General features: G+C 40.4%; 19 protein-coding genes. 9 read left to right on the top strand and 10 right to left on the bottom strand.

The window, feature by feature from the left end:
- Positions 1-24: 24 nt before the first annotated feature.
- The 3 genes from L4D09_RS15945 to L4D09_RS15935 are packed head-to-tail and all read right to left on the bottom strand — an operon-like array spanning position 25 to position 3,150.
- Positions 25-1,518, bottom strand: coding sequence for a sodium:solute symporter family protein (locus L4D09_RS15945; protein ID WP_428458502.1), 1,494 nt, complete (start codon positions 1,516-1,518; stop codon positions 25-27).
- Positions 1,519-1,570: 52 nt separating this feature from the next.
- On the bottom strand, positions 1,571-2,446 hold the full coding sequence (locus tag L4D09_RS15940) for an N-acetylmannosamine kinase (RefSeq protein WP_428458501.1): 876 nt from the start codon (positions 2,444-2,446) through the stop codon (positions 1,571-1,573).
- Complete coding sequence (locus tag L4D09_RS15935) at positions 2,443-3,150, bottom strand: N-acetylmannosamine-6-phosphate 2-epimerase (protein WP_428458500.1); 708 nt, start codon at positions 3,148-3,150, stop codon at positions 2,443-2,445. Before L4D09_RS15935 ends, L4D09_RS15940 begins: the two co-directional genes overlap by 4 nt.
- Before the next feature lie 369 nt (positions 3,151-3,519).
- On the opposite strand from L4D09_RS15935, the gene nagA reads away from it, so the two are divergent.
- Positions 3,520-4,680, top strand: coding sequence for an N-acetylglucosamine-6-phosphate deacetylase (gene nagA, locus L4D09_RS15930; RefSeq protein WP_428458499.1), 1,161 nt, complete (start codon positions 3,520-3,522; stop codon positions 4,678-4,680).
- A gap of 81 nt (positions 4,681-4,761) precedes the next feature.
- On the opposite strand, the gene L4D09_RS15925 is transcribed toward nagA, so the two are convergent.
- Complete coding sequence (locus tag L4D09_RS15925; protein ID WP_428458498.1) at positions 4,762-5,640, bottom strand: MurR/RpiR family transcriptional regulator; 879 nt, start codon at positions 5,638-5,640, stop codon at positions 4,762-4,764.
- Positions 5,641-5,932: 292 nt separating this feature from the next.
- Between L4D09_RS15925 and L4D09_RS15920 the strand changes: the two genes are divergently transcribed.
- Positions 5,933-6,829 (top strand): dihydrodipicolinate synthase family protein, encoded by an 897-nt coding sequence (locus L4D09_RS15920; protein WP_428458497.1) that lies wholly within the window; start codon positions 5,933-5,935, stop codon positions 6,827-6,829.
- Positions 6,830-6,930: 101 nt separating this feature from the next.
- Here L4D09_RS15920 and L4D09_RS15915 read toward each other — a convergent pair whose 3' ends face one another.
- From L4D09_RS15915 to L4D09_RS15905, 3 genes are all read right to left on the bottom strand, one after another.
- Complete coding sequence (locus L4D09_RS15915; RefSeq protein ID WP_428458496.1) at positions 6,931-8,148, bottom strand: MFS transporter; 1,218 nt, start codon at positions 8,146-8,148, stop codon at positions 6,931-6,933.
- Between the two features lie 2 nt (positions 8,149-8,150).
- Complete coding sequence (locus L4D09_RS15910) at positions 8,151-9,338, bottom strand: D-alanyl-D-alanine carboxypeptidase family protein (protein ID WP_428458558.1); 1,188 nt, start codon at positions 9,336-9,338, stop codon at positions 8,151-8,153.
- A gap of 67 nt (positions 9,339-9,405) precedes the next feature.
- Positions 9,406-10,914: a Mur ligase family protein gene (locus L4D09_RS15905; RefSeq protein WP_428458495.1), complete on the bottom strand. Its 1,509-nt coding sequence runs from the start codon at positions 10,912-10,914 to the stop codon at positions 9,406-9,408.
- Positions 10,915-11,099: 185 nt separating this feature from the next.
- Between L4D09_RS15905 and L4D09_RS15900 the strand changes: the two genes are divergently transcribed.
- The 4 genes from L4D09_RS15900 to L4D09_RS15885 all read left to right on the top strand — a co-directional run bounded on the left by L4D09_RS15900 (position 11,100) and on the right by L4D09_RS15885 (position 15,614).
- Positions 11,100-12,032, top strand: a complete 933-nt coding sequence (locus L4D09_RS15900) for a LysR family transcriptional regulator (protein ID WP_428458494.1) — start codon at positions 11,100-11,102, stop codon at positions 12,030-12,032.
- Between the two features lie 14 nt (positions 12,033-12,046).
- A complete protein-coding gene (locus tag L4D09_RS15895) occupies positions 12,047-12,973 on the top strand; it encodes a LysR family transcriptional regulator (protein WP_428458493.1) in 927 nt (308 codons plus the stop codon).
- Between the two features lie 154 nt (positions 12,974-13,127).
- Positions 13,128-14,228 carry an adenosine deaminase family protein gene (locus L4D09_RS15890; protein ID WP_428458492.1) on the top strand — a complete coding sequence of 367 codons (1,101 nt, stop codon included), beginning with the start codon at positions 13,128-13,130 and terminating at the stop codon, positions 14,226-14,228.
- 54 nt (positions 14,229-14,282) lie between these two features.
- On the top strand, positions 14,283-15,614 hold the full coding sequence (locus L4D09_RS15885; protein ID WP_428458491.1) for an NCS2 family permease: 1,332 nt from the start codon (positions 14,283-14,285) through the stop codon (positions 15,612-15,614).
- Positions 15,615-15,726: 112 nt separating this feature from the next.
- Here L4D09_RS15885 and L4D09_RS15880 read toward each other — a convergent pair whose 3' ends face one another.
- Together L4D09_RS15880 and L4D09_RS15875 are read right to left on the bottom strand one after the other, a co-directional pair.
- Positions 15,727-15,918, bottom strand: coding sequence for a YtxH domain-containing protein (locus L4D09_RS15880; protein WP_428458490.1), 192 nt, complete (start codon positions 15,916-15,918; stop codon positions 15,727-15,729).
- Between the two features lie 194 nt (positions 15,919-16,112).
- The gene (locus L4D09_RS15875; RefSeq protein WP_428458489.1) at positions 16,113-16,574 is read right to left on the bottom strand and encodes a TetR/AcrR family transcriptional regulator; all 462 of its coding nucleotides are present in this window, start codon (positions 16,572-16,574) and stop codon (positions 16,113-16,115) included.
- 501 nt (positions 16,575-17,075) lie between these two features.
- Between L4D09_RS15875 and L4D09_RS15870 the strand changes: the two genes are divergently transcribed.
- The 3 genes from L4D09_RS15870 (at position 17,076) to L4D09_RS15860 (ending at position 22,209) form a co-directional block, all read left to right on the top strand.
- The gene (locus L4D09_RS15870) at positions 17,076-18,728 is read left to right on the top strand and encodes an AMP-binding protein (protein WP_428458488.1); all 1,653 of its coding nucleotides are present in this window, start codon (positions 17,076-17,078) and stop codon (positions 18,726-18,728) included.
- 358 nt (positions 18,729-19,086) lie between these two features.
- The gene (locus L4D09_RS15865) at positions 19,087-20,376 is read left to right on the top strand and encodes a serine hydrolase domain-containing protein (RefSeq protein WP_428458487.1); all 1,290 of its coding nucleotides are present in this window, start codon (positions 19,087-19,089) and stop codon (positions 20,374-20,376) included.
- Positions 20,377-21,045: 669 nt separating this feature from the next.
- Entirely contained in the window at positions 21,046-22,209 is a 1,164-nt protein-coding gene (locus L4D09_RS15860) for an MFS transporter (RefSeq protein ID WP_428458486.1), read from the top strand.
- A gap of 121 nt (positions 22,210-22,330) precedes the next feature.
- On the opposite strand, the gene L4D09_RS15855 is transcribed toward L4D09_RS15860, so the two are convergent.
- Positions 22,331-24,988, bottom strand: coding sequence for a hybrid sensor histidine kinase/response regulator (locus L4D09_RS15855; protein ID WP_428458485.1), 2,658 nt, complete (start codon positions 24,986-24,988; stop codon positions 22,331-22,333).
- Positions 24,989-25,070 lie beyond the last annotated feature (82 nt).

Raw genomic sequence — 25,070 nt, 5'->3', positions numbered from 1 at the left:
TAGGGGGATTTTAACTAAATCTGATTACTGTTGACGCTGAATAGTTAGAGAAGCAATTTCTTCTTTACTATGGCTACTTTTAAACAATGGAGCAGTTAAGTAACCAACAATCACTACAACTAATGTGCCGATAACACCATAGAAGAAGAAGTTAAGGTCTGTCGCTGAACGAACAACTAGGATTGACGTTACAGCGGCAATAACACCAACGAGTGCACTGTTGGCATTAGCACGTCGGACAAAGACACCAAGCATGAACAAACCAGTCATTGGTCCACCCATCAGGCCGATTAAGCTATTGAATGCATCCCAAAGCTCACTTTCGTTCGCCATGATTAAGTAAGTAGAGGCAATCACACCAAAGATACCTGCACAAACTGTTACCATTCGACCTGCTTTCAAGCAATCTACTGGTGTCTTCTTTTTACCGAAGCGGGCGTAGATATCTGACGTAAAGCAAGCAGAGATACTGTTCAAACTACTTGAAATACTAGACTGTGAAGCTGCAAAAATAGCGGCAATAATTAATCCTGCAATACCTGCTGGCATTTGGGAAATAACAAAGAAAGGTAAGATACCACCGGTGTTAAAGTTCTCTGGTAGTAGTTGTGGGTTTTGCGTGTAATAAGCATACAAAGCAGCACCGACAGCAAAGAAGAATACAGGGATAATTGCAACTAGCTTAGCGTTTGTAACCAGTGCCTTTTTCGTTTCTTCAACAGAGTCTGTAACAATGTAACGCTGTACAACATCCTGACTAGCAGTGAATTGCTGTAAGCTCGCAAATAAGAAGCCAATCATTAACACTGGAATGGTACTCTCAGACCAACTCCAAGCAAATTTATCAGCAGGGAAATATTTGTCTGCTTCTGCTGACATACTGAAAATTTCGGTAATACCGCCATCAACGTTAAAGCAAATCATGATAAAAATCATTACTGCAGCGACAGAGAGCATAATACCTTGTATTACATCAGTCCAGATCACACCTTCAATACCACCAAGGAAGGTGTAAACAATACACAATACGCCAATCAAGAACACGATCGTTAACGGGCTAATATCAATAAATGGCATTAACGCTAGCGCTGTTAAATAAGTGATAATCGCAATACGACCGATATGAAACAGCATAAACGAAATACTGGCAAACAATCGCATTTTCACATCAAATCGCTTTTCTAAATATTCATAAGCGGATGTTAAATTTAACTTACGGAAAAATGGAATATAATAAATAAAGACAAACGGTAATATAATGATGGCAATATACTGACCAATCAAAAATGTCCAATCTTCCGTATATGCTTTAGCTGGAATTGACATGAAAGTTATTGAACTAAGGGTCGTAGCAAAAACACTAATCCCGGCAGCCCAACCAGGGATTCTTCCCCCCGCTTTAAAGTAGTCATCAGCTGATTTTTGTCGTTTAGCGAAATAAACACCAACAAGCATAATTGCTGATAAATAAACTATTAAAACCACATAGTTTAGTGTTCCGAATGCGTGCATTTCCATGCGTAGTTCCTCTAATTGTAGGGTGAGGTATATATAATTTTGGTTATTAATACTAAGTGTGGCTTTCAGCCCACTTAGCTACACCAATCAATCCTGCATCGACTCCTGTCGTTGCAGCTATTACGTTAGGTTGATAAATACTCGGTTGTTGTGATAAGTATTCTTGAACGAGGGAGAGGTAATTATCCGCTAAACCAACACTTCCCCCCAAAGTAACAACATCAAGGTCAAGGCTTATCGTCAAATCAGCAATAAGGTTTGCAATTGCTTTAGCGGAACGTCGAACAATTAACTCTGCGTCTTTATTTCCCTCGAGGTATTTTTGATATACCATCTGTCCAGTGCAACTGTCACCAAAAAGCACCTGCCCGTCACGGCCAATTGCTGTTCCTGACGCAATACTTTCAACACAACCTATTCGGCCACAGCCACATACGGGACCTTTCGGATCAGCCAGCATATGCCCGGCGTGCCCTGCAATACCTCTTGGGCCAATAAGTAGCTCTTTGTTATAAACAAAGCCAGCTCCAACACCTGTTGATACAGTAATAAAAGCCATATTATTACTGTGCTGATCTAATGCTTGAAACTCAGCCCACGCTGCCGCTTGTGCGTCATTGATAACAACTGTTTTTAACCCTGTAATTTGATGAATAGTTGCCAGTAATGGAAACTCATTCATCCCTCCAAGGTTGGCAGGGTTTAGTGCCTTAAGCACTCCATTATCAATGATGCCAGTTGAAGCAACAGCAACACAATCTGCCCTACTTGCCAACGGTGAAAGCAATGAAGTTAAAGTATTCATTAACGCTTCAGGCGATTTAGCTGAGGGGGTCGCAATTTGTTCGCGGTGAACAATAATATTATCTCGAACCAAAGCGGCAGCTATTTTAGTACCACCAAGATCAACAGCTAAGTAAGTCTTCATGCGATAGCCTTTGAGTTATTTTCTCGGCCCTGCTCTACTTCAGTATGGAACCATTGGCAAATATGCTCAATTCGAGTAATAGCAGAACCAACAGTGACACAAAATGCTCCAGCTTCAATTGCCATACGAGCAAGTTCGGGTGAGTTATAACGCCCCTCTGCCATTACATTACAGCCTGCTTTCGATAGTTGCTCAACTAACACATAGTCTGGCTCAAGAGGTACTGGTCCTCCAGTGTAACCGGATAAGGTTGAACCAATAATTTCAACACCAAGCTCTCTACAGTAAAGTCCTTCTTCAAGCGTTGAACAATCTGCCATTGCTACACAACCAAGCTGGTGTATTTTATTGACCAACGCTTCTACTGTTTCTGGTCTAACACGGTTAGTTGCGTCAATCGCAATGATGTCTGCGCCAGCATCCTTGAGTGCTTGAACATCATCTAAGTAAGGGGTGATACGTACATCTGTTCCCTCAAGATCACGCTTTACGATGCCAATGATTGGGACTGATACTTTCCCTCTTACCGCTTTAAGATTAGCAATACCCTCGATACGTAAACCGGCAGCTCCACCCTCAACAGCTGCTTGTGCCATCGCACTCACAATTTCAGGCGAGTCCATCGGACCATTATCAACAGGCTGACAAGAGGCAACAAAGCCTTGTTGTAATGTATTAATACATTTTTCTGCAATGCCATTCATATACAGCGTTACTCCACAAAATCTCATTACTACGAAGTTGGGCTCCAAATTAACACCATGGAGTTTTACTTCAACACTAACGATCAAAAAAAGAGATCAACGCCACACTTTTTTCTACAACTCACTTAAACCGCCTCAATTCGGCGATTAATATGTACTTATCTTTCATTTACAAACAGAAGTTAAACTCCACAACTTAAATAAAATGAGACTTAACCTACCTTTTCCGAGCTTGTAATGAAGTCTAATTGACTATAATCTTCACGAATAGAAGTTTGACTCCACCCAGGATTACTAACAGCACCAGTGAAGAATCCTCGCATTACAAACAACTTCGCCTGTTCAGAAATTCATCACATGGAAAGAAACATGCCTATTACTACCACCGAAAACAATGAGTTTGCCCTAACAAACATTAGTGTATTTGACGGCTCTTCTACGTTACAGAATCAAGCAGTTATTATTAGTGGTGATACGATCGAAAGTGTCATACCAATGAATGAGATCACACAATTACCTAAAAGACAGATCAGCTGTGAAGGCTTATTGGCCACCGCAGGTTTCATTGATGTTCAGCTAAATGGCTGTGGCGGTGTTCTTTTCAATACCGATATTAGTAAAGCCACTTTAGACACCATAAATAAAACTAACCTAGCCCATGGAACAACCCAATACTTGCCCACTCTAATTACGAGTTCGGCAAACGACATGGATGAGGCTATCGCTTTAATCGATTCGATCCCCTCAATTGAATCAGAAGGTATTTTAGGGCTTCACCTTGAAGGGCCATTTATCAGCTATGAGAAAAAAGGGGCACATAACGCCGACTTTATCAGAGTGCTCGATTTAGAAGCGGCAGAAGCACTAGCAAAATTTAGCCATATAATAAAAGTCGTGACACTTGCTCCAGAGCGTACCAGCCAAGATGCACTCAACTGCCTTATTGAATCTGGCATTACGGTTTCTATGGGACATACCAATGCCACTTATCAGCAGCTTATTGAAAAGCAAGGCATTACAATGGCGACACACCTTTACAATGCGATGACGCCACTAAGCTCGAGAGAAACAGGTGCTGTAGGGTATATATTCGAGAAACAACCAGCGGCAGGTATCATCGTTGATGGTATTCACGCTTCATATGCTTCGGTTCGAATCGCTAAGAATGTTCTTAAAGAGAAGCTTTTCTTAGTAACAGATGCTGTTACTCCTGCAGGCACAAATATGAAAGCATATGACATGGCAGGTACAGAAGCATTTGTTACACAAGGGAAATGCCATTATAAAGATGGAACAATTGCAGGTGCTGCCCTCACTATGATTGATGGCGTAAACAACCTGATAGACCATGTCGGTATTTCAAAAGAAGAAGCTCTGAGAATGGCCAGTTTATACCCTGCGCAAGCACTGGGCATTAATGACAGCTATGGTGTTATTCAATCAGGATACAAGGCCAATCTGACCCTATTAACGAGCGATAATAAAGTCCACAGTGTTTATCAGATGGGGCAACAGTTCATTGCTGACTAACGTTAACCCCCTTTTTACCATTTAAGTAGTGACGCTTTCTAGCGTCACTTTTTTCGATCATGTTTAAATATAATCCCTGCTTTAATTTTCAAGAGCTTGGGTTGTTTTAAGCTTCTGGGCTTGCGCACCTGATACATCATCTTTTACCAGCAGGGTATAAATAAGATCGATAACAAATAACTGAGTTATCTTTGTTCCGATGGAGTCACCTTGCAGCTGTCCCTGCCGGTTACCATTGACTAATACCCAATCAGAATACTGACTGATTGTTGAACGAGGGTTATGCGTTAACGCAACAGTCTTGGCACCCGCTTCTTTCGCTAACTGCAGCGCTTTACTCGTTTCTACGGAATTACCAGAATGGCTAATGCCTATCGCTAAATCCCCTTCCTTGAGCAACGATGCTTTCATATACATAAAGTGATTATTTGTTAAAGCATCAACATTGTATCCAATACGCATAAATTTATTTTTAGCGTCTTCTGCTGTAATGCCAGATGAACCAACGCCAAAAAAGTACACCGCATTTGACTTACGTATCTGTTCTGCCACTTGCTCAAGCGCTTCAAAGCTTAATAAGTTAAGCGTTTCAGTCAAAACGTTGTTCAGCGTATTCTGCAACTTCTGACCAATAAGTTCAGCATTATCATCGGCGGTGACATCAGTGTCTAAAATCGACTTTTCGCTTTGATTTTGATTCGATAGCTCAATGGCTAACTCCATTTTGAAGTCTTGAAAGCCTTTGAAGCCAAGGGTACGACAGAAACGGATTATCGTTGCTTCTCCCGCATTAACCGCCTGAGACAGCTCTGCGATGGATAACTTGGTAACATCTGCTGGCTTTTTTAATACAAATTCGGAGATACGCCTCGCAGATGGAGTAAAGCTGTCATGCAGGCTTCCCATCATATCAAGAACTTTTCCAGCTTTAACTGGATCTGGAGTATGTTTCGAGGCCATCGTTACACCTTCGCAATGGTAATTTATGTAAACTGTTGATTATCTTCCCACGAGAATAACGCTTTGTGAAGTGATACTCCACAACACGCTAACAAATTATTACCTATTCTAACTAATGAAGCTCCTACTGGCATAATAAATGAAGTTTGTAAGCTATGTCACATTTTTGGATAACGACGATAAAATTAAGCTATCTCTGATTGCCACATGAAGCTTTACTCCATAGAATAAACTCAAACTCCAGAATCACTCTGAATTATGAAGTTTAACTTCAACTAGCAGGTATTACTTTATGGAAAAGCTAACAGGCCTTATCGCTGCCCCACACACACCTTTCACTACCGAAGGTACAGTTAACCTACCTGTCATTGATCAGATTGCTGAGCATTTGATCAACGACGGCGTCAATGGCGTATATATTTGTGGCACAACAGGCGAAGGCATTCACTGCTCTGTTGAAGAAAGAAAAGCAATCGCAGAGCGCTGGGTTACCGCTTCACAAGGTAAACTGAAGATCACGGTTCACACTGGCGCACTGAGTATTGTTGATACTTTAGATCTGACCCGCCACGCTGAAACACTTGATATCTTCGCTACATCAGCAATTGGTCCGTGTTTCTTCAAGCCTGGTTCTGTTGATGACCTTGTAGAGTACTGTGCTCAAGTTGCAGCAGCTGCACCATCTAAAGGTTTCTACTACTACCATTCCGGTATGTCTGGCGTTAATTTAGACATGGAGCAATTTTTAATCAAAGCTGAAAACCGTATTCCTAACTTATACGGCCTAAAGTTTAATAGTGGTGACTTATATGAATACCAACGCTGCCTACGCGCTTGCGATGGTAAATTCGATATCCCTTTCGGTGTTGATGAGTTCCTACCAGGTGCACTAGCTGTTGGCGCTATTGGTGCTGTTGGTAGTACTTATAACTACGCAGCTCCGCTATTCAATAAAGTTATTAACGACTTTAATGCTGGTGATATGGGTGCTGTTTATAAAGATATGGACAGTGTTATTGCATTAATACGCGTGTTGGTAGAATTTGGTGGTGTTGCTGCAGGTAAAGCTGCAATGGCACTGCATGACATTGATGCTGGTGATCCTCGTCTGCCTCTAACACCGCTAACAGATGAACAGAAAGCGATTGTGGTTGAGAAAATGACACAAGCTGGTTTTATTAATCTGTAATAGTGACCAAATACCTATACAGCTTGGTATAACACCATAATACCTAAAACGGCAGCGAAATAATTTCACTGCCGTTTTTACATCACAATATTGGATCCTTGTTAGTTAACCTCTCCCTCCTTAGGGAAATACCGCACAACAAGTAGAAAACTTATCGCACTCAACATTCCCATTAATACATAAGACGCTGATAATCCAAGTACCGTACTACTCCACCCAGCCAGTAGGTATGTAAAGAACCACCATAAATGTGAAAGTGAAAAGTTAGCGGCAAAAAATGCGGCTGAATCTTGCTCTTCACATGAACGGGTAATTAATACACCTGCAGGTGTTTGAATACAGGCCATACCAACCCCTAGCATGAAGCACGCTGCCGCAAAGCCAACCCACGTTGGCAATAAACTTATAGAGATTAAAGTTAAAGTAATGACTGCTGTGCCTGTGATTACTAATGTTCTCACCTTAACTTTATCCATTAATGTTGGTAACTTTAGAGCGACAGTCATTGAACCAAAACCAACAAAAGCCATTGCTAGTGCTGTCTGCTTGTCTCCACCAGCAAGCACTTCATTGATATACACAACTGTATTAACTATCACCATCGCACTGGCCCCAGATGCTGCTATATATGCGATCCAAAGGCCTCTCAAACTTGGCGTTCGCAAATAAGACTGAATACCAAACTTAAGGTTATTCCATGCTCCTTTGCCATGCGCGATCGGTTGGATCACAGGAAAAATACACCTCATAATCAAAAGGCTTGATAATAGAAATGTTAAGGCATCAATAAGAAACAGATGGCGAAAGCTAATGACTAACAACAAAGTTGCAGCAAGCAGCGGGCTGATTATTTGTTCTAAATCGTAAGCTAAGCGACTATATGACAACGCTTTTACATATTGTTCTCTATTTGGTAAAACTTGGGGCAACGTTGATTGAAACAACGGGGTAAAACCAGCTGAACAAGCATTAATCAGAAAAACTAGCAGATAGATTTGCCAGTGCTGTGTGACAAAAGGTAGACAAAGAATCAGTCCAGCTCGAGCGATATCAAGCCCAAACATGAATTTTTTACGTGGTAATTTATGTGCAACGGCACCAAAAACTGGTGCTAGCCCAACGTAAGCAACCATTTTTATCGCAAAAGCCATTCCCAACACAGCGCTCGCATTTTCTTCCGCGAGATCCCATGCCAGTAGTGCCAATGTAATTGAGCTGATCCCAGTACCGATTAATGATACAACCTGTGCACTCAGTAACTTAATGTATGTTTTATTTTTCCACATCGATGACGATGCAGATAATGTTTCTGTCGCCATACTCACCGCCCAACAAAATCAAAAAAACTCAGAAATAATGATTTAATTTTTAATTTTATACTATCAAGCAGACGGTTATACCACGTCCCAGACTCGATTGTATTCGTCGCTACTAATGGCGCTTCCTTAATCACTTTATTATCGACAGTCCATATTATTGTGCCAATTTCATCCCCTTGTGTAACTGGTGCGATAAAAGCATCGGGTAATTGGAGCTCCGTTTGCAGCCCTCCTTGTGAACGTCTAGGTAATGTCAGGTAAACATCACTACCAACGCTATAGCTAATTTCATTTTCCTGACCCATCCAAATTTTATCGGTGCCAAGTATGTCTCCCTTCAGGGCTACAGCCTTGGTATCATAAAATCTAAATCCATAATTAAGTAACTTACGCGTCTCGGACTCTCTGGCTTGCTGATCCCCCGCTCCCATAACGACAGAGATCAATCGCATTCGTCCGTCAGTCGCTGATGTCGTTAAACTGTACCCTGCTTCAGGTGTATACCCTGTTTTCGCGCCATCAACATCTAATGTTCGATCCCACAACAATTTATTCCGGTTATATTGAGTAATCTCGTTCCAAGTAAAGCTCTTCTCTTTATAAATAGCATAGATCTCAGGTGTATCTTGGATCAGTCGCTTCAATAAAATTGCCATATCTCTTGGTGATGTTGAAATACCGTCACCATCTAAGCCATGCGCATTTATGTAGCGTGTATTATCCATTCCTATCGTTTGGGCCCAGCTATTCATTAAACTAACGAACCCCTCCTCTGTACCCGCAATATGCTCTGCCATAGCAACAGAAGCATCATTCCCAGATTGCACCATGATTCCTCTGGCCAAATCGGCTACACGTATCGTGTCACCCGGCTGAATAAACATCTTCGACGATTCTGGAAAGTTCACTGACCATGCGTTTTCACTAACAACCACTTCATCTTCAAGTGTTAGACGACCATTATTAATTTCCTGACCGATAATATATGCCGTCATCATTTTTGCTAAGCTAGCAGGTGCCATTGCTTTATCTATATTCTCAGAAGCCAGAATATCACCCGAATTATAATCCATGAGTACATAACCTTTCGCAGCCACTTCTGGAACATCCGGAACAGAACGTGCCCACCCCGTAATTGGAACAAGTACAATGGTGACACCGATAAAAATGCGCTTAATACTTTTTATTATTAGTTTCACTGTTAGCTCTCTTTGTTATTACCTACTTCTCTTTTTATTAAAAATAAATAAATTGTTTTTATAAGCGCTGCTCCACAGCAGATTCAACATCCTGCTTGGTAGCTAACATTAACGCCGCGTAATCACCAATATATTGAACATATTCATTTTTGTTTCCACTGACATATTGGTGCTTTTCATCCCCCTTACCACAAAGGAGTAATACATCCCCTTTCTTCAAATAAGAAACTGCGGCCTTTATACATAAACCACGGTCCTCTATAACGGTGGCATTTTTACCCGACACTTGACTTGTCAATTCACCAAATATGGAAGTTTGGCAAAAACCTAATGGATTATCAGTTGTAAAGAAAACGTGCTCAGAGTGCTTGCTACACAGGCTACCAATTGCTGCAGCATCACTAAGGCGATCACCTGTTACACCTAACACGGTATAGACTTTACCAAAGCTTTGGTTACGTACATTATTGAATAAGTTCAACAAACTGTCGTAATTATGTGCATAGTCAATAATGGCCATCGCTTGATTAGGCAAGCGATATACTTCGCTCCGACCAGGGGCTGGCTGTAATTTTGTCAACCTTGAAACCGCTGATTCGACAGGTACATCAAGTGCAACCATCATGGCAAGCATTGCCATTGTATTTTCAATATTGAACATAAAAGGAAGATTTGTTTTTACCGCATAATCCTGCTTTTTGAATGTAACGGTGTATTCACTACCTTCACAGCTTGCTTTTAAATGACTGGCATAGAGATCTGCATTGGGATTCTTAAGGCTGAACGTGATGACATTGGCACGAGAACGGCATCGTTCAATCATGGTTGGTGCTAGTGCATCATCAAGATTAATGACTGCAGCACCATTAGGCTTTAAACGATCAATTAATCTGAGTTTAGTCTGTATGTAATCTTCTCGGCTCTTATGATAATCCAGGTGGTCAGTACCAATATTAGTAATAAGTACTGCTTCAAAATCGATAATGCTCACTCGATCTTGTGATAATGCATGACTGCTTACTTCCATTACATGGCTGGTTATCTTTTGCTTCTGCATTGCATTAAATAGCGTTAGCAAGGTAATGGCGTCAGGCGTTGTATTATCAAGTGGGTACAAGTCGTCACCGAAAAAGCTACCCAATGTACCAGTATAAGCCGAGTCACTATCTTGATTCAGTAAACGCTGTAGGCAATAAGATACTGTTGTTTTACCATTTGTACCTGTAACACCAATATGCTTAATTCTATCTTGGGGGTAGTTAAAATATTGGTTAATTAGGTTAATACTACTGGCATGGCTAGAAGTAACAATACATGGCACATTAAGATCAAGCTGCCGATTCGCGATAACGGCTATCGCTCCCTGCTTAACAGCATCTGCCGCCGAACGATGACTATCCCAAGTTAGCCCCTGACGACAAACAAAGACATCACCTTGGTTGATTTTTTGGCTATGTGTTTTAAAAGCGACTATTGGCAGAGCTTGTAACTGCTCAAGTGGCGACATTTTAACACTGTTATCTTCTGTGTTGTGACTATTAGGCACTGTGGTGTTACATGTGTTCATATCATCGTTCTATCGCTAAAGTCGGTAACACGGTAGAAGTGTTAGCCAGCAAGTTAAGTGAATAACGATTCTAGAAAATATGATTAAATCAGTGAAATCGAATAAATCAATACAAGTTATAAGTGGTTTTGATACCCTTGTGGTTACTGACCCATTCAAATGTATTTATTCACAGGCTAAATGAGATGGATAAAATTAACTGGAAAGGCGTAGACCTCAATTTGCTTCTGACTTTTGAGGCAATGATGATTTGTAGAAGTGTTTCTAGTGCCTCTGAACGACTACATTTAGGCCAACCTGCAACAAGCTATAACTTAAAACGATTACGTACTCTACTTGGGGATCCTCTTTTCGAACGCCAAGGTAATCTCATGGTGCCGACAAGTCGTGCTATCGAGCTTGAACCAAAAATAAACGTCGTCTTAAGCATCATTCGAAATGAGATACTGCAGCCCCCAATCTTTGAACCTTCGGCATTTCAAGATAGGTTTGTTATTGGGCTAACAGATTATGCGGAACAAGTCTTTGGCCCAGATATTTTTGACCACCTCATTAAAGAAGCGCCTCAGTGCCAAATCTTGTTTCAAGCTATCGACTCAGCAAACTGTGACCAAGCATTAGAAAGTGGTTCTATAGATATCGCCATCGGCGTATTTAAAACACAATCAGAACACTTAAGCCGAACCTTTCTTTACCGTGAAAGCCATGTGTGTCTTTTCGATAATCAAAAGCTTAACGTTTCATTGCCCATCAGCTTAGATGAATATCTTGCAACACCACAGCTGGTTATTAGTGCCAACCAAGCACTTTCAAGCCCCGTTGATATCACCCTCGCTGATATGAACAAACAACGCCGCGTTGTGCTTGGTTCAACGCGTTTTTTAACGTTACGCCACATGATTACTGGGCGGCGATTATTATGTGTGATGGCAGAGATGCTTGGACGCTCTGAATTATTTGGTGACACGGTAACAACTTGTGTACCTCCAATTCCTATACCGGACTTTGATATTGATATGCTAAGTCGAAAACGGGATCGGCAACACCCCAAAACGCAATGGTTAATGAGCCAAGTACAAAACGTTATTCAAACAAAAGTAACCGCGCTGCGTAAGTAAGGGAGACAAAATAAATGAACCTAGATACTAAATGGCTAGAAGATTTCTTAATGCTTGCGGAACTACAGCATTTTTCGCGTGCAGCTGAAGCTCGCCATATCACACAACCTGCATTTGGCCGCCATATTCGAGCGCTGGAAAAGGCCGTTGGCCAAACACTTATCGACCGCTCAACAACACCGATAAGTCTCACGCCAGCAGGGCGACAATTCAGAAATGTTGCAAGAAACATTGTCTCGCAAATGGAAGAAGGGCTTAAATTACTTAACGGAATTGAGCAACCACTGCTCAACCCTATACGCATTGCGTCGCCTCATTCATTGTCGTCACCAACGTTACTTAACCTTATTGAGCACAGTGAAATTGAACATGATCTAACTTTTTCAGTTGATATATTACGGGTCGATTTTGCTGTTAGTTCCCTTACCGAAGGCAACTGTGACTTTTTCCTTGGCTTTGAAATCTTATCGCTGCTTCAGCCACCGTTTCATAACTTATGTATCGGCCATGGAAACTTCTTACTTGTTTCAGCAACCGATGATGACGGTAATCCTTTATTTGATCCGCGAACAAGCCAAACCCCCATTATTCGATATAGTGCAGAATCCTATAGCGCGCGTCTTATAGAACAATATCAACCAAAACTAGCCCAACTCAACACGTTTCCAGTGTTTGAGTCTTCTATGTGTCAATTACACAAAGAAATGGCGTTACGGGCAAAAGGTGTGGCTTGGCTGCCAGATACACAAATACAACAAGAACTTAAAGATAAGTCACTCGTTGCTATTGCACCGCACATATACCGATTACCCTACCAAATTCGGCTCTACCGAAATTCTGCACCACTAAGAAAAGATGCAGAAGCCTTATGGTCCGCACTTAACCATCAAGTAAAGTCTGGTTGGCAAATCAATTATCCTTGGCAGCCAGGCAGCCTTTAAACTGGCATTAGGCATTTCTTTTTGGCACTAAAACAACTCGCTGGTGCCAATTCGGCACTAACGTATCAATATTTGCATTTCACTTATAACGGAGAGAGGTAGATACTCACAAAAGGCAAACGTTTGCGCAAATTATTGCGTCAAAGGGGGAACAGTGACTTCTACACCAATAACTCTTGATCAGTTTTACCATCAATTTCCTAAGGCTGATCTGCACTATCACCTTCTTGGCGGTGTCCGCCTTGAAACCATGCTGCATTTTGCTAGCAAATATAATGTTCCGTTATCTGAGACTGAGGCAAAGTGCTATTACCGTGCCCATCAGCATGAAACGGGGATCGTGAAAGGCGGTATTGAAGCACTCACCTTCTTGTACGAACTGATGCGTGAGCCTGAAGATTACTACCGAGTATTAGTCGAAGTCGCCGAGGATGCTCACGCTTGCGGTGTTCGCTACATCGAGACATTTTGGAATCCAAGCGACACGAACCTTTCTTATCGTGATGCAACAATCGCTCTGGTTGAAGCAATAGATCAAGTTGAGCGTGATATGGGACTAATCATCCGATTGATCCCCTCTATTAACCGCGAAAAAGCCCCCGAAATAGCCGTTGATATGGTAGAGGACATGATTACGTACCCTCACCCTTATGTACTTGGCATCGGCATTGATTATAAAGAACATAACGCGCCTGTTGAAAATTTCTGGAAGGCCTATCGACTCGCTAGTGACAATAACTTAAAGCTCACAGCCCATTGTTCAGAATTCGGTCTACATTGGCGAAATGTAGAAACAGGCCTTGAGCTTATCAATGTTGACCGCATCGATCATGGCTACACCATTATTGATAACCCCAAACTTACGGAAAAGTATGCTGAGCAAGGCGTGCCTTTTACAGTTATTCCTTCTAATACGTATTACTTCACGCAATGGCCTGAACGAGAAGAGTGGTCACGGCATCACCCAATACGCGCAATGGCAAAAGCTGGCCTAAATATTATTCCTTGTACTGATGACTGGCACATCCATAATACCACCAGCGCAAATTGCTATAGGGTCATGGTTGAAGATTTTGGTTTTGATCTAGACAGTTTGCGTCAAATGATGGTGAACAGCATACATGCTAGCTGGATGCCTGAATCCGTTAAACAGCAATGGCTAGATTCGTGGGGAGTAGCATTTGACAACTTGCGATCTTCTTTAGTTGAAGAACCAAGCATCGAGGCTGAACAACTCATTCAGTATCGCCGCTAACTCGCACTTTAAGTGAATAAAGTCGCAAGACATAAAATATACAGAGGGATCCCGATGGAAACTGTTGCTAACAAACCCGGCTTTAGTATTGCTAGATGGTTTGATTTTAAAGGTAATAATACTAATTTAAGAACTGAAATTATTGCAGGCCTAACAACATTCGCCACCATGGCGTACATGATTGCTGTTGTGCCCGGCATGTTGAGTAAAGGGGGGATACCATTTAGTAGTGCGCTAACGGTTACGGTTTTAATGACAGTCGTCACAACGATTGCCATGGCTTTGTATACCAACCGCCCTTTTGTCTTAGGCCCTGGTCTAGGCAGCGTCGCTATCTTTTCTTTTACATTACTTGGTAATGATGTTCCCCTAAGTATCGCTGCAGGCATAGTATTTATCAGTGGCGTCTTATTTATGCTAGTTTCTTTCCTTGGTGTGAGAGACTTTGTAGTTCGTATTATTCCACACAGTGTAAAAGTTTCTGTTGGTGTCGGCATTGGCTTATTCATCGCATTACTAGGCTTTAAGCAAGCTGGTATTGTCATTGCTGACCCACGTAAAAACGTGCTTATTTTTGGAGACTTAGCATCTATTGATGTAGTTACCGCGATTGTTGGCTTTTTCATGGTACTTTTCTTTACTGCGCGAAAAGTACAAGGCGGTATCATTCTTGCCGTTATTATCACCACGATTTTAAGTATCCCTCTCGGTATTACCTCTATGCCAGAAAACTTTTTCAGCATGCCAGGCAGCATGGATGGAATGATGTTTGAGCTGGATGTTATCGGTGCGCTTAGCCCTGTCTACCTGCCCTTTTTACTCGCCTTTTTTATTCCTGATTTTTTCTCAACCCTCGGCGCAATGTTAGGTTTAGGTGCTCAGGCTGGCTATCTTGATAAAAACGGTAATTTACCTGGTATAGAGAAGAATTTTCATGTTGATTCAACGGCAACAACCGTCGGTGCACTATTCTCATGCCCAGTATTAACAACATATGTTGAAAGTTCAGCAGGTGTTGAGTCTGGTGGACGAACAGGTTTTACTGCCTTAGTGACAGCGGCCTGCTTTTGCCTAACGTTATTCTTAGCGCCACTCGCAGGCATGATCCCAACGGCGGCCACTGCCCCCGTACTAATGTATATCGGGATTGTGATGATGAGTTCAATGAAGAAAATTAATTACGATGATATTACCGAGTACTTGCCAGCATTCGTCTGTGTTGTAATGAGTGTGTTCAGCTTTAATGCTGGTAATGGTATTGCCGCTGCCATGCTGGTCTATGCCTTCCTAAAACTAGCAACAGGGCGTTATAAAGAAGATCACTGGTCGGTTTACCTTATTGCTTCTTCGATGATTTACTATTTTTATATTATTTCATCGCATTAATTGCTGACTACTGGTTTCAGATAATGCATTTTCAATACGTCTAAAGCATCTTCCATATAAAAAAGCCAGCACGATAATACGTGCTGGCTTTAAATATAAAGCACTTTATCCGCTACTCTTTCAGTTCTTTTAATTTGTTATTTAAGTCGCTGACAGTATCTGACGCTTTGTCGCTCATATCTTCATACGCATCTTGTACTTCTTCGAGTGAGCGTGAATTCGTTAGATCTTCAATCTGATCTTTATACGTTACACCGATATAGATACCAAACCCAACTAATGCGATAACAATATATTTAAGCATGTGATTCTCTTTTTTATATTACGAACAACAATCACATTATATACATAAGAATTATAACAATGCACAACAAGTAAAATAATACTCGCAGTAGCATTGTTAAACTTAGCTGAGTGGTGATATTTTGCGCAATTTTGATGAGGCTAATCACATCAAAGCAGCCTCTAAGGCTGCTTTATGGTGTTTGACTGAGAGAACTAACGAACGAGGCTAATAAGTGATTTACCCAATAACCATTCAAGTTCTTTTACACTATCCATACCAAAACGTTCAGTACACATACTAAATAAACGCTCAATACCACGCTTAGAAAACTCGTTAGTCACTTCTGCTGCCGCAATATGGTGGAAGAGCAAACGTAATGTTGCACGAAATTTTTCGTCATCTAAAGCAGCAACCCAGCTTGCACTGAATCCATCAATTCCGTTATCTAGATCTAACTTTTCAACAAATAATCGGAAAATTCGGCCATCTAATGCATTCGCAAAATCTTGTTTTTTGGGAAAGTGATGGCTAATACCGGTACGAGAAATTCCCGTTTGTTTACTTAACGTTGTATATGACATTTTGTCATAACCTAGCGTCAAAATTTGATCAACTACAGCATCCATGATCGTTTGAATTGTGATTTCAGTATCTTCTTTACTACGCTTCGGCATAAGGGGTTGACTCTATCGTTCTCTTCAATCGACAAAAAACCAACGCAAACTTTTTTGCGTAAGGCATCATTTTAACCTTTAAATAACAGTATCATGCGACGTGCATCGCATTAAACTAGTTATAATATCAAGCCAGTATTACAGAATAATATTCTGATTACTAGCTATTATAAGCACCATTTCCTCACGAGGAAGCCGTTTCACAATAACACCTGTAACTAGCTTAAAATTATCATAACTATAATAGAAACATAAATTTATAAACAGCTGGAGGTTATGGTAAAAAATTGTACTGTTGTTTGAATTTTGTTCTATTTTAATGATGTAACAATATAAAAATCGAGACCTTTTTGGCTAACTTATGACTAAAATTAAAGCAGTTAGAAACCAAATTGATACTTGACTGACCAGTAGGATTAGCATTATTTTAACATAACCACAACACGGAAGGATCGTAGTATGACTCTACCTCTGCAATCGGATCGCTTAAAGGACACACTCATGACACAACCACTGCCAACTGACTTGATACTTAAATGGGCAGAAGAGCGCCCAGATGAAGTGTATCTTCGCCAAATTATTAATCGCCAGTTTGTCGATTACACATATGCAGAGGTTGCCGACAAAGCATTACGGCTTGTTAGCGCCCTTAGAGATCTTGGTATCAAACCCGGTGAACGTGTCGCGTTAATGTCTAAAAACTGTGCTGAATGGTTTATTACCGATCTCGCTCTCATGCTCGGTAGCTATATCAGCGTCCCTATTTTCCCAACAGCTGGCGCTGAAACCGTTGAGCACTGCTTAACTCACAGTGAATCAAAGGTGCTGCTAATTGGTAAGCTTGACGACCAAAAAGCAATAACCTCTGTCATGGAAAAATACCCTTCTTTGCCAACTATTGCATTTAATTACCCGTCGGCACCAACCTGCCAATACCAATTTGAATCGTTAGTCGCAGAATTTTCCCCAACTGAAGAGCGCCCTAATCATCAACTCGATGATTTAATGTCAATTGTTTATACGTCAGGTACATCCGGTCTTCCGAAAGGAGCAATGCTAACTTACGGCTCATTTGCTTGGTCTGCACAACGTATCGTTGACCACATTGGTATGCAAGAGGGCGAAAGGTTATTCTCTTACCTACCACTTGCGCACATTACCGAGCGTGTTTATATCCTTGGGGCTTCAGTCATGTCTGGTATCCAAGTCGCATTCCCAGAATCACTTGATACCTTTATTGATGATGTCAAAATGCATCGCCCAACCCTGTTTATTTCAGTCCCTCGCTTATGGACACTATTCCAGCAGCGTATTCTAGAAAAACTACCACAAGCAAAGCTCAATATATTACTTAAAATTCCATTCATATCGGGTGTGATTAAACGTAAATTAGCTGACGGCCTTGGTCTCAATAAAGCACGTATGCTTGGCTGTGGTTCAGCCCCCGTATCAGCAGGACTACTGCGATGGTATGAAAGTATAGGCTTAAACATTACAGAAGCTTGGGGGATGACAGAGTCCTTTGCTTACAGCACCCTTAACCACCCATTCCGCAGCGATAAAATCGGCACTGTCGGTAATGCAGGACCCGGTGTTGAAGTAAAAATTGCTGCGGATGAAGAAATTCTTGTTCGTGGTGTGGGGCTATTTACGGGCTATTATAAAAATGAAGATGCAACTAAAGCCATGTTCGATAATGATGGCTGGTTACATACTGGTGATATCGGCTTTATGGATGAAGAAGGTTATCTCAGTATACAAGGCCGTAAAAACGATACATTTAAAACAGCGAAAGGGAAATTTGTCTCCCCTGTCCCCATTGAAAAGCGTTTATTTGAAATAGCAAACATCGAAATGATGTGTGTTGTGGGTTCGGGTATGCCAGCACCAATCCTGCTCGCAATACCTCATGAATTCCCTAACTTCGACCATGCTCGTTATGAGCGAAAAGCACAAAGAGTAATCGAGACAATAAACCAAGAGTTAGAGTCGCATGCCAAAATCAAAGGTGTGCTGATGATTAAAGAGCCTTGGAGCATTGAAAACGGGATACTAACCCCGACCTTAAAAATTAAACGTCACCTATTAGAGAAAAAGTACCATGACGTAGGTGCTAACTGGCCAAAAGACAAGCTGGTTCAATGGGAAGACTAAACGCGTAATTTTTTCATAACTTATCTCAGCGGCTCTACTTTTGAGCCGCTATTTTTGTTTTCCAACATCTTCCTCTCATTTCCAGCTATTATACCAACCTACATAAGTACTTGATCAGTCTTACTGGTTAATAAACAAAAACGTCAATAAAATCACCAGCTCGTATCATTCGACATTACTTGATGAAACTTATCTTAAGACAGCATAAAAAAAGAATAATGAGTCCATTTTCTTAGACTACTGCAATCAATTCTATATTCGCTGTCTTTACCAAATGATATCGTTTTCATTATTTCTTCTACTTTATTGAAAAATGGCCCATCCAACATTAAGTACTCAATTCGTCTGCGTTGTATTCATGATTGTTACTTCCTTTATAACAATACCGGCAAAGGCAACAGAATCCTCACAATCAAGTGCATTAAAATCCTATCTTGAACACCAAAATCATTATGGTCGATTTAGCGGTAACATACTCATAGCTTATAACAGTAACATCGCCTTCGAACATTCTATTGGTTATGCCGATATAAAGCTTAAACGCCAAATATCACAAGACACTCTTTTTAAAGTTGGGGCCATTACTAAGCAATTGACAGCTGCTGCTATATTACGACTACATGATCAAGGTAAGCTGAACATTCATCAACCGATTAAACAATATTACCCAAAGCTTAAACGCAGTAATTCAATAACAACAGCAATGCTACTAAATCATACCGCTGGGTTTTATCGTGATGCATCTTGGCGTGAATATAAGGATAGATGTGAGTCGAGCCAACTCATTAATGAAACAATTAAAAAATCTAGCTCTTACCCTCCAAGTAAGATGTTTAACTATAGCAACGACAACTATTATCTTCTGGGGGGGATTATTGAACAAGCTTCAGGGAAAAGCTATAACACTTTCATTACCGAGGAATTTTTACGCCCCCTAGGCATGAAAGACAGCAGCTTGAAGCTGACATTGTCATTTCAGTTAGCTAAGTCGTATGAACTATCAGGCTTAGTTAACGCATTTATCACGCCTTCAGGTTGTGCATGGTCAGCTGGTGAGTTGATCACTACAACTCGAGATCTTTATAAATGGAGCCGAGCACTACAGTCTGGCAGTATTATATCGCAACCCTTATATCAAGAGATGCTAGAGCAGCAATATGGCATATTTCATGAAGAAATTGACGGGAAGTCTTACTACTTGCATAGAGGTAATATTGATGGTTTTAAAGGGCTTATTGTTCAAGAACCCCACTCTGGGTTAAATATAGTCGCATTAAGTAACTTAAATAACACCAACATCGATTTACTCGTTGTCGATTTAATCAATATACTTAATGATAAGAAACCCATTAATAAAGTCACCCCTCCAAAAACTGACTTAGCAAGCTGGCAGTATGATATTGATGTTATCGGTAATTACCTCGACACCGGAGGGATTCCGCTGCAAGTTGTATACAAAGATAGCTCTCTGATGGCAAAGGTCAACCAATTCAATATACCGTTACAAGTAATGAATAAAAACACATTATTTGCTATTGGTGTCGATAATAAAATACGTATTAATAGAAATGATAATGAATCGACACGTGAAATTATCTTCTTCTCAAAAGATGGTCGCTACCTCTCCCGGTTCACACGTGTTAAGTAAAAAGAGGCGCGACTCCCCCGCTACTGGGAGTCGCGCCCTAAAAATGCGATTACACTTCCTTCCCGATACGTATCACTTATCTGACAAATGATAAATTAATAGCTGCATAGTTCATGCCAATAGTATAAGGCTTAATAATCAGTTACTTAGTGTTATCGACATAAACCAGCTGCACTTTTTTTGTGCTTTCTTGCACCACTTAGATAACCCTCTTTGATAGCCATGAACCGAAAAGTCACGCTCTCTGTCTTTGACAATCAGATAAAAATCCCTATCGATAATATCGGTTTATTTCGTGAAATTTGATTACACCACTAAATAATTGTTTCTAATTCAAGTACCTCTCTCAAGATTACAACCTCWAACTAACTGATTTATTAGATAATCGCTCTTCAAGTAAATTTGCTTATTTATTTTTTTATGTAGAGTAATAATGTTATTTTAAATCCATTAATTTCCTTATTTCTTACTATTAGTTTTACTCATTTTACGGTGTGCTTTTTTAAGTTCATATTCCACCCACGGATTTAACCAATCATCCAAAAGATTGATAAATACTAGCAATCCTTCGCTACTTATCGATCTTTCGTATTTGTCATTCTAAATATTAATTTTTGATTCATAGCAATTTTATCTGTCTATGTCTCTCATGCTTTGGAGATCACAGTAGTGAATAAGCACACTACAGTACCACTTGCACGTAACACAGTCTGGGTTCCTATTTTAGGGTTGTCTCTTTTCGCTATTGCTTCTGGCTATTTAATGAGTTTATTGCCGCTATCATTAGGGCAATACCAACTTCCAAAAGAATCGGCGAGTTGGTTAGCAAGTGTTTATTATTTAGGGCTACTGTTTGGTTCGATGTTTATAGAACCTGTCATAAAGAAAGTCGGCCACCAGCGAGCTTTTGTTATTTTTATGATTTTACTCTTCATGAGTGTCATCACTATGATAATGCTGCCAAGCCTTGCAAGCTGGCTTTTCGCTCGATTTATTGCCGGAATGGCTGTTGCGGGTGTTTTTGTTGTTATTGAGTCATGGCTATTGATTGGTGACAATGCCAAAGAACGCGCTAAAAACCTGGGTCTGTATATGACTTCGCTCTACGGCGGAACAACAATTGGCCAGTTTGGTGTAGGTACGGTTGGTATTGAGGGGGTTCTTCCTTTTGTCACGATAGCGACGTTATTGATTATCGCGATGCTCCCAGTCGCTTTGGCTAAAAATGTTAACCCGATCTGTGATGAACACCAGAGCTTATCAATGCGTAAAATTTTGGCATTAAGTAAGCCTGCAATCATCGGCTGCCTTGTCTCAGGCATGGTGATGGGTTCTATATATGGTTTACTGCCTTTAGCACTGAAAGTGACAGTGAAAGACAATCACCAAATTAGTGTACTTATGGCTATAACAGTACTTGGTGGGATGCTTATACAGCCTATTGTGGGCAAAGTATCAAACCTGATGTCTAAATCATTATTGCTCGCCGCTTTTTCGCTACTTGGCGTATTTGCGATGGGGTTATATTTGTTAGATCCAAGCTACAGTACGCAAGTTATTGCTTTAGCAATACTGGGCATGTCAGCTTTTGCGCTGTACCCAGTTGCCATCACGCTCGCGTGTGATGGCTTAGCTTCTTCAGCTATTGTTTCAGCGACTCAAGTGATGTTATTTAGTTACAGCGTTGGCTCTGCGACTGGACCACTTGTTGCCAATGAATTTATGAAAGGTGATATGGGGTTAATGGGGTTCTTCTTTAGCTTGTTTTTAGCCACCGCAATTTACATGCTGCTTGTGAGCGCACGTACTAAGCCAAGAATAGTAGCGAGTTAAGTATAAATTCAAAAAGTGAGGCTATTGAGCCTCACTTTTTTATCCGCTATCTATATGAATAGAGCAAGATTACACCGTAAAGTATTCAAAAATTAGGAGCACCGTCGAAAGGAAGTGAACACTACACAGCAACAGCCACTTCTAATTTTTCGAGTAACACGTCCTTCTTGAATGGCTTCGCAACGTAATCATCCATACCCGCATCAAAGCATTTGCTGATATCGTCATCTAGCACACTCGCAGTCAATGCAATAATCGGCATACGCGTGCTTTCTTCTTGTTCAGTTTCCCATGCTCTGATTGCTTGCGTCGCAGTAAAGCCATCCATAATCGGCATCATACAGTCCATTAACACCGCATTATATTGTTTACCTAAGCGAATAAAATCGACCGCTTCTTGACCATTATTTGCGACGTCAAACTCATAACCTGCTTTTTTCAAAAATAGAGAAGCAACCTTTTGATTGACTAAGTTATCTTCAACAATCAAAACCTTATGATTGCTTTTCACAATACTATTTGCTTCATCAAGCTGCTCATTAAACTGCGTTCGATTAGAACCCTTTGATGTGATGACAGATTTAATTGTCTTGGTAAAACGACTGCCCAATAGTGGTGTGGTCACAATACCTTCAACAGTATGTCCAAAATCATGCTGTTCATCCAAATGACTACAGCACAAGACTAACGGTGTATTAGGTAACAGCCCCTTTATATCACCTAGTTCTTTCGTAGATAAAAACAGTGACTCTTGGCAATACATCACTACATCAATTGGTTGAGTTACATTTTTTATTTCATCAACTTCATTACACGTTTCAACAACAAGTCCATTAAGCTCACTTTCAGCTTTCAATCGTTCAAGCTGCTTCTGCTCACGACTAATCATTAAGACTTTACGTTGATTGATTTCAGGGAGCAGTTTCGGTTCTTGAGTAACAATATCAACCTCTAAAGTGAAGAAGAAATTACTCCCTTTTCCTTTTTCAGACTCAAGTGCTATATCCCCCCCCATCAACTCTACAAGTTGTCGGCATATGGCAAGTCCTAGCCCCGTACCACCAAACTGGCGAGTGATTGAACCATCTTCTTGCGTAAACGGTGCAAATACTTGTGCTTGTTTATCTTTAGCAATACCAATGCCTGTATCTATGATAGAGAACGTTAATGCAGCTTTATTATTTTCCTTCAATTCAGCGTCAATTTTTAACGTAACTGATCCGCTTGTGGTAAATTTAACGGAGTTAGACATTAAATTCATCAGCACTTGACGTAACCTGTGTTCGTCAATCATTGCTACAGAGGGAACCTCTGGTGAAATACTAACAATTAAATCCAGCCCCGTATTTGCCGCTTTAGCAATGACAATTGACATTGTGTCATAGACAACTTCACTGACGCGGCAATCGTTTGGAGCAAGAATAAGGTTACCAGATTCAATTTTAGATAAATCTAAAATATCATTAATCAATAACAATAACGTTTGCGAGGACGTTTCTATGGTTTGTAAATATTCTGATTGTGATGGATTTAAATCTGTATCGGAGAGAATCGAAGACATACCAATAATTCCGTTTAAAGGTGTCCTGATTTCATGAGACATATTGGCTAAAAATGAGCTTTTTGCCACATTTGCTTTTTCTGCTTCATCTTTCGCTTTTACAAGGTTGGCTTGATTATGCGTTCGCTCCTCAATCAGCGCATTTAGCTTCTTACTGAAAACCGTAAATTCATCATTACCATCAACCTTTACTTTTGCCTCTTCACCTGAGCTGTCTTTAACGGCTGACATAGCTTTTAGTACGCGGTGCAAGTAAGAGCCTATCCGCTTAATTAAGTTTGCGCCCAAGATAACGAGTATCGTAAGTGATAAAACAATAGCCACCAAGTACAGTAGCATTAATTGTTTAGCTTCATTGATAGACTGATCGATATCTGCTCTAAGTTCATTGCTTATTTGATATACAACGAATTTGATCAGATTAAATCGTTCATCAATCGCATTAAAACTTTCCGTTGATTGAATACCAGCGAATGCATCAGACATGATATCCGTTCGTAAACGGTAACTTTCAGAGAAAACGGGATTTGCAAAGGTTTTACTCAGTAACTCAATCTGTTCTGGATTAGCATTTATAGTAAGGTATCTATCGATAATCAATTGCTGTCGTTCAATGATGGTATCAAGCTGCTCTTTGAAGTCATTACTACTTAAAGGGTTATAACTAATTAAATGAATATACCAATTCTCTTGTTGTGCCCACAGTTGTAACCATTGAAGTTGATAAAGAACCGATAATTTCTGCTCTATATTCACATCATTCAAGATCAGGCTACTTTTTTCCAAATTAACCATACTTTGTACTGATAAGTCATACGCCCAATCTGACCAATCATTAATATCTTCCTGCCCAACACCATCATAATCTGATGCTAACTCCTCCATTTCTTCGGAAATAGAAATAAGATCAGAACTCGACTCGACTGTAAAGGCACTCGGTATTGCAGTTGTAATTTGAGAGATAGATCTTGTTAATTCATCTGTTGTGAACTCTGATTCATTTTCATACAGCTTATTTGTTCTTAACTTGTGGACCAATGTCCCAAAATTTGAATTCGCTTCTAATAATTGTATTCTGGCATTAAGGTAATTCAGGCTTTCAACCTTATAAAACAATGACTTAACCTCAACAAAGGCAAGTGTACTTGAAAGTGCCAGCGGTATGATTATTAAAAAAAGCAGCCTTGATTTTATAGAAAACCGATTTAACAGGCTCATTTATCACTCCTTGAAAAAAACCTTCAAATGTCTATTTGTAGTCACAACAATGTCTACTATTATTTATAGCAGGATTAATAAG

Origin of the sequence: Photobacterium makurazakiensis (assembly GCF_050336715.1) — a bacterium.
GTDB classification, from domain to species: Bacteria; Pseudomonadota; Gammaproteobacteria; order Enterobacterales; family Vibrionaceae; genus Photobacterium; species Photobacterium makurazakiensis.
The sequence above is the reverse complement of the archived record's forward strand: the minus strand, read 5'-3'. Positions and strand labels throughout refer to the sequence as shown.